General features: G+C 70.2%; 11 protein-coding genes. 5 read left to right on the plus strand and 6 right to left on the minus strand.

Features of this window, described 5'->3' with window-relative positions:
• Window positions 1-68: 68 nt before the first annotated feature.
• Both AC3E6M_RS12580 and AC3E6M_RS12585 read left to right on the plus strand, forming a co-directional pair.
• Window positions 69-2060: a DUF4012 domain-containing protein gene (locus AC3E6M_RS12580; RefSeq protein WP_490530088.1), complete on the plus strand. Its 1992-nt coding sequence runs from the start codon at window positions 69-71 to the stop codon at window positions 2058-2060.
• A 72-nt stretch (window positions 2061-2132) separates the two neighbouring features.
• Window positions 2133-3386 (plus strand): DUF2254 domain-containing protein, encoded by a 1254-nt coding sequence (locus AC3E6M_RS12585; RefSeq protein ID WP_490530089.1) that lies wholly within the window; start codon window positions 2133-2135, stop codon window positions 3384-3386.
• Here AC3E6M_RS12585 and AC3E6M_RS12590 read toward each other — a convergent pair.
• Genes AC3E6M_RS12590 through AC3E6M_RS12600 form a run of 3 tightly spaced genes read right to left on the minus strand, consistent with a single transcriptional unit; the run spans window position 3383 to window position 6739 of the window.
• On the minus strand, window positions 3383-4282 hold the full coding sequence (locus AC3E6M_RS12590; RefSeq protein ID WP_252370950.1) for an HAD family hydrolase: 900 nt from the start codon (window positions 4280-4282) through the stop codon (window positions 3383-3385). The genes AC3E6M_RS12585 and AC3E6M_RS12590 overlap by 4 nt on opposite strands.
• Window positions 4279-5547 carry a serine--tRNA ligase gene (gene serS / locus AC3E6M_RS12595; RefSeq protein ID WP_138174815.1) on the minus strand — a complete coding sequence of 423 codons (1269 nt, stop codon included), beginning with the start codon at window positions 5545-5547 and terminating at the stop codon, window positions 4279-4281. Before serS ends, AC3E6M_RS12590 begins: the two co-directional genes overlap by 4 nt.
• 40 nt (window positions 5548-5587) lie before the next feature.
• Window positions 5588-6739 carry a hypothetical protein gene (locus AC3E6M_RS12600; protein ID WP_490530090.1) on the minus strand — a complete coding sequence of 384 codons (1152 nt, stop codon included), beginning with the start codon at window positions 6737-6739 and terminating at the stop codon, window positions 5588-5590.
• A 138-nt stretch (window positions 6740-6877) separates the two neighbouring features.
• Between AC3E6M_RS12600 and AC3E6M_RS12605 the strand changes: the two genes are divergently transcribed.
• The gene (locus AC3E6M_RS12605) at window positions 6878-8164 is read left to right on the plus strand and encodes a diacylglycerol/lipid kinase family protein (RefSeq protein WP_490530091.1); all 1287 of its coding nucleotides are present in this window, start codon (window positions 6878-6880) and stop codon (window positions 8162-8164) included.
• A 165-nt stretch (window positions 8165-8329) separates the two neighbouring features.
• The gene (locus AC3E6M_RS12610) at window positions 8330-9700 is read left to right on the plus strand and encodes a cryptochrome/photolyase family protein (protein ID WP_490530092.1); all 1371 of its coding nucleotides are present in this window, start codon (window positions 8330-8332) and stop codon (window positions 9698-9700) included.
• Between the two features lie 61 nt (window positions 9701-9761).
• Here AC3E6M_RS12610 and AC3E6M_RS12615 read toward each other — a convergent pair whose 3' ends face one another.
• A complete protein-coding gene (locus AC3E6M_RS12615) occupies window positions 9762-10199 on the minus strand; it encodes an Asp23/Gls24 family envelope stress response protein (RefSeq protein WP_394529644.1) in 438 nt (145 codons plus the stop codon).
• 111 nt (window positions 10200-10310) lie between these two features.
• On the minus strand, window positions 10311-10589 hold the full coding sequence (locus tag AC3E6M_RS12620) for a hypothetical protein (protein WP_394529645.1): 279 nt from the start codon (window positions 10587-10589) through the stop codon (window positions 10311-10313).
• A gap of 96 nt (window positions 10590-10685) precedes the next feature.
• On the opposite strand from AC3E6M_RS12620, the gene AC3E6M_RS12625 reads away from it, so the two are divergent.
• Window positions 10686-11744, plus strand: a complete 1059-nt coding sequence (locus tag AC3E6M_RS12625; protein WP_490530093.1) for an LLM class flavin-dependent oxidoreductase — start codon at window positions 10686-10688, stop codon at window positions 11742-11744.
• Between the two features lie 143 nt (window positions 11745-11887).
• On the opposite strand, the gene pheA is transcribed toward AC3E6M_RS12625, so the two are convergent.
• Window positions 11888-12850: a prephenate dehydratase gene (gene pheA, locus AC3E6M_RS12630; protein ID WP_490530094.1), complete on the minus strand. Its 963-nt coding sequence runs from the start codon at window positions 12848-12850 to the stop codon at window positions 11888-11890.
• Window positions 12851-12952: the final 102 nt, after the last annotated feature.

Below are 12952 nucleotides of genomic sequence, written 5' to 3' on the forward strand. Positions count from 1 at the left end.
CCGGGCGGGGCGAGCGTCGTTCACGGGCCTGTGGGCGACCTGTCACCTCGCGACGTTACGATCTGCCCGTGATCTGGAAGACGGCGCCCGAGACGCGGGCGGACCGGCGGGCGAGGGGGCGCGCGGCGAGTGCCGGTCGACGCGACCCCGGATTGACCTCGAAACAGCCGTTCGCGCGTCATGCCGCCGCAGAGACCGCGGTGCAGAAGTGGCGACGTCAGGCCTCCGTCGTCGCGGCGATCGTCGGTGGCCCCCTTTCCGTCGTGGTCGTCGCCCTGGCGGTCACCGCCGGCGCGTTCGCGTGGCAGGCGATCCAGGTGCGCGACGACCTCGAAGGGGCACTGGATCAGGCGAAGGTGCTCGTCCGCGCCGCAGCCGGCGGCGACGTCGACGGGATCCAACGATCGGGTGCGGACATCGTCGCCCGGGCGCAGCGGGCGCACGACACCGTGCAGAACCCGCTGTGGGATCTCGCAGCGCAGATCCCGGCGGCACGGACGAACGTGCTGGCCGTGCGCACCGTCACCGACATCGCCCACACGATCACTTCGCAGTCTCTCCCGCCGATGATGACGATGATGTCCGCGTCGAGCGGTGACACCGGCGGCGGCAGTGGGATCAACCTTCGGCCGTTCCTGCACGCCGGCGCGGTCATCCCCACCGTGCTGGCCTCGTTCGACGAGGCCTCGCGCATCGCGACGAACATGGACCGGACGGGTGTCCTGCCGCAGATCTCGGCGCCCGTCGATCAGCTGGTGGGTCTGATGCAGCAGGCGACCCCCGTCCTCACGACGGTCGAGGCGCACCTCCCCGAACTGCTCCGTGCCGCGGGCGCCGAGCGTCCGATGCTCTACCAGGTGATGATCCAGACGCCCGCCGAGATCCGGGCCACCGGTGGCGGCGTCGCGCAGTGGCTGGTGCTGAGGGTCGACGACGGCAATGTCGACATGCTCAGCCTCGATACCGGCACCGACCTCATGTACGTCGACCTGCCGTCGCGGGGCTTCGACACGGTGAACGGCTCACTCATCCGGCTGCCCGCCGAGACGCGCAAGCTCTACCCGCCGGAGTTGACGAACTGGTCGTCGAACTTCACCATGACGCCGGACTTCCCGACCGCGGTCGAGCTGTTCCAAGCCACACGCACGTGGACGGACAAGCCGAAATTCGACGGCGCGTTCTCGATCGACCCGATCGTCCTGGCCCACCTCCTCGAGGCGACCGGCCCGATCACGCTCGCCTCGGGCGAGACCGTCGACGCCCAGAACGCCGGAGCCAAGCTCATGAGCGAGCCGTACGAGCGATACGGCATCGACAACGCGGCCATGGACCGCTACTTCAGCGAGATCAGCGCGGCGATGTTCTCGAAACTGACCGGCCGCCAGTGGGACATCGCAACGATGTGGGGGCAGATCGTGCGCAGCGCCGAGGAGGGGCGCATCTACGCGTGGTTCGACGACCCCGGCCTCGAGGCCCTGGCCCACCAGTACGGCCTCGACGGCACCCTGCCGGAGGACAACGTCGACGCCACGCAGCTCGGCATCTACTTCAACGACTACTCGATCGGCAAGCTCCAGTTCCACCTCACCTACTCGCAGCACGCGACGTGCAACGCGGATGACCGGACGATCACCGTCTCGATGGACCTGCACAGCAGCATCACGGATGCCATCACGAGCGGATACACCCTGGGTCTGCGCAACATCGAACGCGGGATCGACCTGCGGACGATGATGCTCGACGTGCTGTTCTTCGCCCCGCCGGGTGGGCGGATCCTGTCCACCGATCCCGACGAGGGCGACCGGTGGGACTCGACGTTCCACGACCGCTCCGGGTCCGACCACTCGAGCCCCGCCGTGAGCCGGACGCTGCTCCTTCCGGAGGGCCAGACGCGCACCGTGTCGTACACCGTGAAACTGCCCGACGGAGAACTCGGCCCGCTGGAGCTGCGTCACACCCCCGGCGCGAACGACACCGCCGTCACGATCGACGCGAACTGCGCCCCGCTCTTCCGGAGCCCCGAGGGGTCGGACAACATCCTGTTGTCCAAGATCGGCTGATCGGGCCCCGACGGCGTTTCCCGTTCACGCAACCGGCCACCCATGCGGACGCCCGACGGCTAGCGTCGGAGGATGACGGCGAACGGCGGGGCACTGGCATCCTTCTTCTTCCGGCTCGGAAAGAAGGTGTGGGTACGCGCCGCGCTGTTCACTCTCATCGGCATCGCGGTCGCCCTGATCGCCGGGTTCCTCGGCCCCTTCCTCCCGTTCGACGTCACGATCGACCTCGGCCAGAACGCCGTCGGCTCTCTGCTGCAGATCATCGCCACGGCCATGCTCACCGTCAGCACCTTCTCGGTGACGGCGATGGTCACGGCGTTCTCGGCGGCGACGACGACGGCCACGCCGCGATCCACTCCCCTGCTCATCGCCGACACGACGTCGCAGAACGCGGTGTCGACGTTCATCGGAGCGTTCACCTACTCGCTCGTGGGCATCGTCGCCCTCTCCACCCCGTACTACACGGAGCAGGGGCGGACGATCCTGTTCGTCGGCACGCTCGTGGTGATCGGCATCGTCGTGTTCACGCTGCTGCGGTGGATCTCGCACCTGTCCACATTCGGGCGCATGGCGGACGTCATCGACCGCGTCGAGAAAGCGGCGACCGCCGCACTCGAGATGCACGCCTCGTCGCCCACTCTCGGCGCCCGGGCGCTGACGACCGTGCCCGGGGGAACCCGAACCGTGCACACCGACCAGGTCGGCTACGTGACTCACGTCGACGTCCGCGCACTCCACCGGCTCGCCGAGGACCACGACGTCCGCATCTACGTCGACGCGACGCCCGGCCGGATCGCGGACGCGCGCACCCCGCTCGTCCGCGTCGCCGGGGCGGTCGACGACGACCTCGTGAAGGCGGTGCGCCGCGCCTTCCGCATCGAGAATCACCGCACCTTCGAGCAGGACCCGCGCTTCGGCGTGATCGCGCTCACCGAGATCGGCAGCCGCGCCCTGTCCCCCGCGACGAACGACCCCGGCACCGCCATCGAGGTGATCGCGGCGCTGCAACGCGTACTGACCCGGGCGATCACGATCGAGCCCGACCATGAGGTGACGTACGCGCGCGTCTTCCTGAAGCCCGCCGAACTGCGCGACCTCGTCGCCGATGCGTTCCGCCCGCTCGCCCGCGACGGCGCGCCCCACATCGAGGTGCAGGTGCGCCTGCAGAAGTGCCTCGCCTCGCTCGCGGCATCCGCTCCCCGACACGCGGAGGTCTTCCGGGATGCCGCCCGCGCGGCGTTCGAGCGCAGTCGACGCGATCTCGACTGCAACGACGTCCGTCTGCTGCGCACGTCGATGCGCGAGGCGTGGAACGAGGTCGGCTAGAGCCCGCGCAGCACCGCGGCCACGCCGCCCTCGCCGACCGAGAGACCGACCTCGCCGGCGGCTTCGTGCACCTCGGGCGGCCCCTGCTGCATCGCGATCGCGCGGCCGCCGTGCGAGACGGCCCACTGCATCATCTCGATGTCGTTGCGGCCGTCGCCCATCACGAGCACGTGATCGGGCGGGATGCCGAGCCACTCCCGCACGAGCTCGAGGGCGGTGGACTTGTTCACGCCCTGGGGTGCGATGTCGAGCCACGCCGTCCAGCCGATCGCGTACGACACCTGGCTGAGCCCGATGCGCTCGACCAGCTGGAGGAAGTCCATGTCGGTCTTCTCGGGCGCGACGACCACCACGCGGCAGACGGGCTGGTGCGACAGCTCCTCGAAGGCCACCTGGTTGGCGCCCTGCAGGTTCCAGTCGTCGAGGTAGTCGGTGAAGTTGCGCTGTCCGTCGGGCAGCTCGACGAGGAAGTGCGCGTCCCCGAGGTGCTCGCCCAGCAGCGTCAGCACATCGGTCGGGTCGAACGTCTCGACGTGCGCACGCTCGTACTCGCTGGCATCCGCATCGCCCACCCGGCGCATCACGATCGCGCCGTTCGAGCACACCGCGTACTCGGGATGGATGCCGAGGCGCTCCATGACCGGGAACGTGCTGTCCCAGCTGCGACCGGTGGCCAGCATGACCTCGTGGCCGGCGTCCTGCGCGTGACGCACGGCATCCACGATCCCGGGGCTCAGCGACTCGTCCTCGAGGAGGACGGTGCCGTCGATGTCGAGGGCGATGAGCATGCGTCCCACGGGCGCGGTCCGGGCGATGTCGTCGACGACCTCTGCCGCCTCGACCTGCGGCGACGTCTCGACGTCTCCGATGCGGGGCAGGGCGGCCTCGTCGGTCACGCGATCGGCTCCATGACCTCGAGTCCACCCAGGTAGGGACGGAGCACCTCGGGCACCGTCACCGACCCGTCGGCGCGCTGGTGGGTCTCGAGGAGCGCGACGATCCACCGGGTGGTGGCGAGCGTGCCGTTGAGGGTCGCGACCGGCTGCGTCTTGCCGCCGTCGGCAGGACGGAACCGGGTGTCCAGGCGGCGCGCCTGATAGGTGGTGCAGTTCGACGTGCTCGTGAGCTCGCGGTACGCGTCCTGCGTGGGCACCCACGCCTCGATGTCGAACTTGCGCGCGGCGCTGGAACCGAGGTCGCCGGCGGCGACGTCGATCACGCGGTACGCGAGCCCGAGGTCCTGCAGCATGCCCTCCTGCATCGCGACGAGACGGTCGTGCTCGGCTTCGGCATCCGCGGGGTCGGTGTAGACGAACATCTCGAGCTTGTTGAACTGGTGCACACGGATGATGCCGCGGGTGTCCTTGCCGTACGAGCCGGCTTCGCTGCGGTAGCACGTGGACCACCCGGCGTACCGCTTGGCACCGCGCTCGAGGTCGAGGATCTCGTCCATGTGGTAGCCGGCGAGGGGCACTTCGCTCGTCCCGACGAGGTAGAGGTCTTCCTTGGGCAGGTGGTAGACCTCGTCGGCGTGCTGACCGAGGAACCCGGTGCCGCGCATGACCTCGGGGCGCACGAGCGTCGGCGGGATCATCGGGGTGAACCCGGCCTGCAGCGCCCGGTCGAGCGCCAGGGTCATGAGGGCGAGCTCGAGCCGCGCGCCGATGCCCGTGAGGAAGTAGAACCGGCTGCCCGACACCTTCGTGCCGCGCTCCATGTCGATGGCGCCGAGCTTCTCGCCGATCGCGAGGTGGTCGAGCGGCTCGAAGTCGAACGTCGGCACGTCGCCGTGCGTGCGGAGGGTGACGAAGTCCGCCTCGCCGCCGGCGGGGACGCCCTCGAGGACGATGTTCTCGATCTTCGACAGCGCCAGATCGGCGGCCTCTTCCGCGGCGGTCACGGCGTGCTGCGCGGCCTTGACCTTCTCGCTGAGCTCCTTCGCCTCGGCCACGAGTGCGGGCTTGTCATCCTTCGGGGCCTGCGCGACCTTCTTGCCGTGCGCGTTCTGCGCGGCCCGGAGCTCTTCGAACGTCGTGATCGCGGCGCGGCGATCACGATCGGCGGCGATCGCGGCGTCGACGGAGTCGGGCGACTCCCCGCGCGCGATCTGGGAGCGCTTCACCAGTTCGGGATCTTCACGCAGCAGAGTCAGGTCGATCACGCGTCCATCCTACGGTCGCCGCCTCGGGTGATTCCGCGCCTCATGAGCCGGAAGCGGTGGGATCGAGGGCCTGCGTCACGGTCAGCACATCGGCGAACTGCGCCTCGATCTCGGCGCGCCGCGCGACGGCCGCGGCATCCGCGGCTTCGACGGCCACGGCGCGGGCTTCCAGGTCGGCATGACGCTTATCCAGATCCGCCAACCGAGCGGCGAGCACCTCCGACCACGTGCCGCTGTACGCCGAGCCGTCCGAATTGGACCATTCCACCCGAAAGCGCCCGCGTTCGACGGGGTCCATGGCGTTATACCGATCGGCGTCGCCCTGGTAACTCTGCCGGTTCAGCTCGTACGTCTGCCGGTCGTTCTCGAGAAGGGCGTGTGCGTTCGCGGCATCCGTCGTCGTGCGCGTGAGTTCGTCGACAGCGCCCTCGTAGTCGGCGATCAGCTGCTGGACCTGCGCCGTGACGCGATGCTGGACCTCGACGAGCGCGGCGCGGTCGGTGAAATACCGGGCGTACACCTCTTCGAGCTCGGGGGCGAAGCCGCCGTCCGGCCGCACCTGGGAGCCGAGGTACGCGAACAGCTCGGTATCTCGAAGCTCCTCGTGATCACCGACGGACCAGTCGATCTGCTGACGGACGGGGTCATCGGATGCGACCCGTTCGATGGCCTCGTGCAAAAGGTCCCGGACGCGCCACACCTCCCCCCTGCCGAGCCGGACGAACGCTGCGTGCAGAAGCTCGTGCGCGAGCGTCGTCACCGCGGCATCCGCCACCCGAGCGTCGGTCGGCACGAAGACGAAGATCCCCTTCGGCGTGAAACAGCCGTCGATCACGTGGTCCGCCACGGAGTCCGCTCCCCCGCAGGCGTCGCTCAGATCGTCGCCATGGGCCTCGCGCGCGCCCACTTCGGTCAGCAGCGCACGTCCGCCCTCGGAGAGGAACGCCCGATCGGCCACCGTGGAGATGTCGGCGGGCAGGGTCTTCGGTCCGGTCCACGCCGCGACCTGATCGACGACGACCCGGTCCGCCCCGGTGCCCACCACGACCCCGGCGATCAGGAGGAGCACCGCCCCGCCGACCGCCGTCACGGTCCACCATCGACGGCGCCGCCGGGCTCGCGCGAGAGCCGCGAACGGCCCGTCGTCGACCGGCCGCACCGGCCGCCGCGGCGGCTGTTCGAACAACGTCACGCGCGGAGAGTAGACCCGCCGGAAGAACACCCGAGGGCGGCATCCTGAACACTCCCCGTCCGGCGCATCCCGCAGCCCGCGGGTCAACCCCCGTCCGCGCGGACGGGCCTCGTCGGCGCCGGTCCTATGGTGGATGCCATGGCCGCCCCCGAAGAACCGCGCGACGACGCGGACGCCCCCGAGAACGACGAAACCGTCTCCCCCGAGGCCGAGAAGGACCGGGCGGCCTCGGAGGGCTCGCACGAGGACTTCCACGACGCCAGCCTCAAGGAGGACGACGAGGATGACACCGTCGCCGCCGACAACGACCCCAAGAGCGCGGCCGATCCCGACGACGTCATCCATCAGCCCGGCGACGTCGAGCCCGACACCTCCGACGGGGAAGAGGGAGAGGCCCGGCGTGTCTCGCCCGACGGCGACGACGCCCCCATGGACGCCGAGCCGACATCGAAGAAGCGCGCCGCGCTGGTCTACAACCCTACCAAGGTCGACCCCGAGGTGCTGCGTCCCCGCGTGAGCGAACTCGCCGCCGCCGCGGGGTGGGCGGAACCGCTCTTCTACGAGACCACTGTCGACGACCTCGGTGACGATGCCACCCGTGCCGCCCTCGAAGAAGAGGTGGATGCCGTGCTCGTCGCCGGCGGCGACGGCACCGTCCGGGCGGTCGCCGAGGCCCTCACCTCGACCGGCATCCCTCTCACGATCGTGCCGAGCGGCACCGGCAATCTGCTCGCCCGTAACCTCAACCTTCCGCTCGACGACGCCGACACGATGATCCGCGCGACCTTCGACGGCAAGGTGCACGCCACCGACACCGGCATCGCCCGCATCCGCCGCGCCGACGGCACCGTCGAGGAGCACGGGTTCGTCGTGATGGCCGGAATGGGACTGGATGCCGCGATGATCCAGAACACCCGCCCCGAGCTGAAGAAGTCGGTGGGCTGGGTGGCGTACGTCGACGGTGCGGCGCGTTCGCTCGTCAACGCCAAGCCCTTCCGCGTCATGTACCAGCTCGACGGTCACCGCCTGCACTCCGCGAAGGTGCAGAGCGTGCTGTTCGCGAACTGCGGCGCGCTTCCCGGCGGCGTGGCCTTGATCCCCGAGGCATCCATCGCCGACGGCCTGCTCGACGTCGCCGTCATCCAGCCCACCGGGCCGCTCGGCTGGATCGGCGTGTGGCGCAAGATCTGGTGGGACAACTCGGTGCTGCGCCGTTTCCGCGCCGGCCGCCGTGTGCTCGAGCGCCGCCGCGACTCGTCGGTGCGCTACTTGCGCGGGAGCGGCATCGAGCTGGCCACCGCCCCCGCGCAGCCGATCGAGCTGGACGGCGACGAGTTCGGTGAGGCGACCCGCATCTACACGCGCATCGTCGAGGGCGGCCTCGCCGTGGTCCTCCCCACCGGCCACGACACGTCGAAGCTGTAGGGGTCGCGGGAGGCGTCCAGATCACGTGATCTGGACGAGACCACGCCTCGTGGCGCGCCGTATCGCGCGCCTTCGGCCAGATCACGTGATCTGGCGACATGCCGGAACGGCGCCGCGGCGTGTCAAGCCCGGCGAGGCCGAAACCCGGCCGGATAGCGTCGGAGGATGGCTTCTCCGTCTCTCGTGTGGTTCCGTGACGACCTGCGGCTGACCGATCATCCGGCGTTGCGCGCGGCGATCGACCGGGGGGAACCGGTCATCGGTCTCTACGTCCTCGACGAGGAGTCGACGGGCGTACGGCCCCTCGGCGGGGCCGCGCGGTGGTGGCTGCACCACTCACTGGCATCCCTCGCCGAACGCCTCGGCGAGCGCGGCTCCGTGCTGGCCCTGCGGCGCGGACGCGCGGCGGAGGTCCTCCCCGCACTGGTCGAGGAGACCGGGGCGGGGGCGGTGTTCTGGAACCGCCGCTACGGCGGCGCCGAGCGCGACATCGATGCCGGGATCAAGGAGAAGCTGCGCGGCGACGGGGTGACGGTCGCGTCGTTCGCCGCGAACCTGCTGTTCGAGCCGTGGACCGTGCGGACCGGCGCCGGGACGCCCTACGGCGTGTACACGCCCTACCGTCGCGCGGTCGAGAAGATGCCCGCGCCGCGCGCGCCGCTCCCCGAGGCCCGCGCGATCCCGGGGGCGTCCTCGCCGCCGGAGTCCGAGGACCTCGGCACCTGGGGTCTCCTCCCGACGAAGCCCGACTGGGCCGGCGGCCTGCGCGAGACGTGGGAGCCCGGCGAGCCGGCCGCGAAGGCGCGGCTGCGCGAGTTCCTCGACGACGACCTCGGCGACTACGCGTTCTCACGCGACGCTTTCGCGGGCGGCGCGACCTCGAACCTGTCCCCGCGGCTGCGCTGGGGCGAGATCAGCCCGTACCAGATCTGGCACGACACGATCGAGCACCGTGGGTCGGGGAAGCACGCCGAGTCGGCGACCGGTTTCCTCTCCGAGGTCATCTGGCGCGAGTTCGCCTGGCACGTGCTGTTCCACTCCCCCGATCTGGCGACCAAGAACTGGCGCGAACAGTACGATGCCTTCCCCTGGCCGCGTCTGAACCGCGCGCACCTGGAGACATGGCAGCGCGGCGAGACGGGGATCGCCGTCGTGGATGCCGGGATGAAGCAGCTCTGGCACACCGGGGTCATGCACAACCGCGTGCGCATGGTCACGGCATCCTTCCTCACCAAGAACCTGCTCATCGACTGGCGCCACGGCGAGGAGTGGTTCTGGGACTGCCTGGTCGACGCGGATGCCGCGAGCAATCCGTTCAACTGGCAGTGGGTCGCGGGATCCGGGGCGGACGCCGCCCCCTATTTCCGCGTGTTCAATCCCGACACCCAGCGCGAGAAGTTCGATCCGCACGACGAGTACATCCGACGGTGGGCGCCGGAGCACCTCGACGGCGGAGCGCCCGAGCCGATGGTCGACCTCAAAGAGACGCGGCAGCGCGCACTCGACGCGTACGACCGGGTGCGCAACGCCGGCTGAGTCGCGCGCGCACACGAAAGGGGCGCCGACCGATGTCGACGCCCCTTTTCCGGTGCGGGGATCAGCTGACGCGAGCGTCCGCGGTGGTGTCCTCGTCCTCGTCGTCGCCCGGGATGAACACGTCGACGACCGTGACGTTGATCTCGGCGACCTTCATGCCCACGAGCTCGGTGATCGCCTCGTGCACGGCGGCGCGGACGTTCGAGGCCACGCGCTGGAGCTGCTCGGGGTAGTCGACCTGGATCGCGATGTCGGCGGCGACCTCGGTCTCGCCGACCTCGACGCTCACCCCCTGGGCGTAGTCCTTCGCGCCGACGGCCTGACGGATGTTGCCGAGAACCCGGGCCGCACCGCCGCCGAGAGAGTGCACGCCGGGGACCGAGGCGGCCGCGATACCGGCGACTTTGGCGATGACGGCATCCACGACGACGGTCGAGCCGCCTCCCTGGGTGGCCGAGACGGGGGTGGTGGGGGCGGTGGTCGGGGTGTTCTGAGCCATGGCGCTTCCTTCCGTGTTGTGCGGAACCGGCTGTTCCGCGAAGTCATTGAGGAGACGCTCGGCACCGGGTATTCGTCACGCCCCGGGCCTGGGAGAACCCTGAGCGTCCGCTCACTCGTCGAAGAAGCCGCCGAACGGAGAATCGGCGTCGCCGCTGTCGCGCTCGTCGTCACTGACCGTCTCGACCGAGAACGTGACCGCCGTACGCGATGAGAAGAGCATGCTCATCTCGCGGTTGCCCACGACGACGAACGACTCGAATCGGCCGCCGTGATCCACGGCGTTCTCGATTCTCTTCTTCAGATCCTCGACGTCCTGCCCCTGCGCGAGCGCGAAGACGGCATCGTTGACGACCATTTGCGTCCGGACCATGAAATGTGCGTCGCCCATGCCGGTCACGGTAGGCGGGGGCGGAGAGGGATGCCGAGGGGGTTGCGGTCGTCGGGGGATCGGAATACCCACCGCTCGCCGCAGGTTGACGTCGGGGTGAGCGATGCCTTCCCCTCCTTCTCGGTCCTCGACCTCGTCCCGGTGCGCGCCGGCCAGACCAGCGCCCAGGCCGTGGCAGCTTCCCTCGACCTGGTCGAGCGGGCCGATCGCCTCGGCTACCGCCGCTACTGGTTCGCCGAGCACCACAACATGCCCGCCGTCGCGTCGACGACTCCGCCGGTGCTCATCGCGGCGGCCGCGGCTCGGACCGCCCGCATCCGGGTCGGTTCCGGCGGCGTCATGCTGCCCAACCACTCTCCGCTCATCGTGTCCGAGCAGTTCGCCGCCCTCGAAGCCCTGGCCCCGGGCCGCATCGACCTCGGCATCGGACGCGCCCCGGGCAGCGACCCGGTGATCACTCAGTTGCTGAACCGTTCGGGCACGACGAGCGACGTCTCGCGTTTCCCCGACCACGTCACCGACATCATGGCCCTCACCTCGCCCGAGGGGGCGACGGTGCGTTTCACCTCCGGCACCGAGTATCAGGTGAAGGCGACGCCGCTGGCATCCGGGATGCCGCAGGTGTGGCTGCTGGGATCGAGCGACTACTCGGCGCAGCTCGCCGCGAGCTTCGGCCTGCCGTACGTCTTCGCCAACCATTTCGCCGGCGAAGGCCTCGAGCACGCCCTGCGGCTGTACCGCGACCAGTTCCAGCCGAACGAGTCGGGCGAGGGTCCGCGCACCTTCGTGACGGCCAACGTCGTCGCGGCGCCGACGGCGGCCGAGGCCGAGGACCGCGCCCTGCCGCAGCTGCGCATGATGGCGCGGCTGCGGACGAACCGGCCCCTCGTCCCTCTCGAGACGGTGGAGCAGGCGAAGGCCGAGCCGTTCGACGCGATGGCGGAGTCGATCATGGCCTCGACGCGGCAGAAGTGGTTCGTCGGCACGGGCGACGACGTGCGCGCACAGCTCACGGCGTTCGCCGCGCGCTACGACGTCGACGAGATCATGCTCTCGCCCGTCGCAGGCGCGTACGACAACGAGCCTCTGGACTCCGCCGACGGCCGCGCGCAGACGCTCGAGCTCGTGGCGGCCGCGGCTCCCGTCACCGCCTGAGTCGGGACCGAGCGCCGGTCGGTCGCCGGTGCGGGGGCCGCGCTGTCGCCGAGACTGCATCCGCGTGACATCTGCCTCGCAGCCTGCAGTGGAGATGTCAGGCGGATGCAGTCTCGCGATCTTCGCAGGGCGCGGAGCCGGGATTACGCCTCGGGCTCGCCACTCAACAGGCCGCGCAGCCAATCGCGGGCCTCGACGAACACGTCGTCGGAGTACCGCTGCGGGTACCGCACGATCGCGCGATCGGCGCGCGCGTACGACCCGAGGAAGATCACCTTGGGGCTGAACCGGCGAAGGCCGAGCAGCGCGTCGGCCATGCGCTCGTCGTGCACGTGCCCGTCGGCGTCGATCACGAAGCGGTAGCGCCCGAGCGCGTCGCCGATGGGGCGGGATGCCAGCAGGCTCAGGTTGATGCCCCGGGTGGCGAACTGCTCGAGCAGCTCCAGCAGCGCACCGGGGTGGTCCTCGGGGAGTTCGACGATGAGCGAAGTCTTGTCCGCCCCGGTCGGCGGCGCGGGGGCCACGGTGCGGCTCACGAGCACGAACCGGGTGACGGCGTTGGCGTTGTCGCCGATGCTCTCGGCGAGGACCTCGACGTCGTGATGGGCGACGATCCCGGGCGCTGCGATCGCGGCATCCGCTCCGCTCGTGCCGTCGAGCACACCCAGGGCGCTGGCGACGTTGCTGGCGGCGGGCAGGTGCGCGTGCGCGGGGACGTGATCGCGGAGCCACCCGAGGCACTGGCCGTAAGCCACGGGGTGCGCGGCCACGAGCGAGACGTCGGCGAGAGTCATCCCCGGCCGGCCGACGAGCACGAAGTTGACCGGGACGAGGTACTCGCCCACGATCCGGAGCCCGGGGACGGTGGCCAGCGCGTCCTGCGCGGTGGAGACGCCCCCGTCGACGGAGTTCTCGATCGCGATCATCGCGGCATCCGAACGCCCCTCGACGACGTCGGCGAGCGCCTCGCCGACGTTGCGGACCGGTCGCCAGATCTGGTCGCGCGCTTCGGGAACCTGCGCCAGGGCCGCCTCGGTGAACGTTCCCGCCGGGCCGAGATAGCTGTAGGTACGGCGGACGGACGCGGTCTCGGTGTCGGGCAGCACCGGCTCAGCCTAGTCCCGTCCGCCGCACGGGCCCCGTCGGCCATCGGAGAGAACCACCGGAATAGGGGGCCGATGCAGCGACGCACCGCGAGCGCCGACCGG

The sequence above is a fragment of the Microbacterium sp. SCPM-O-B-15248 (M128) genome (assembly GCF_058214835.1).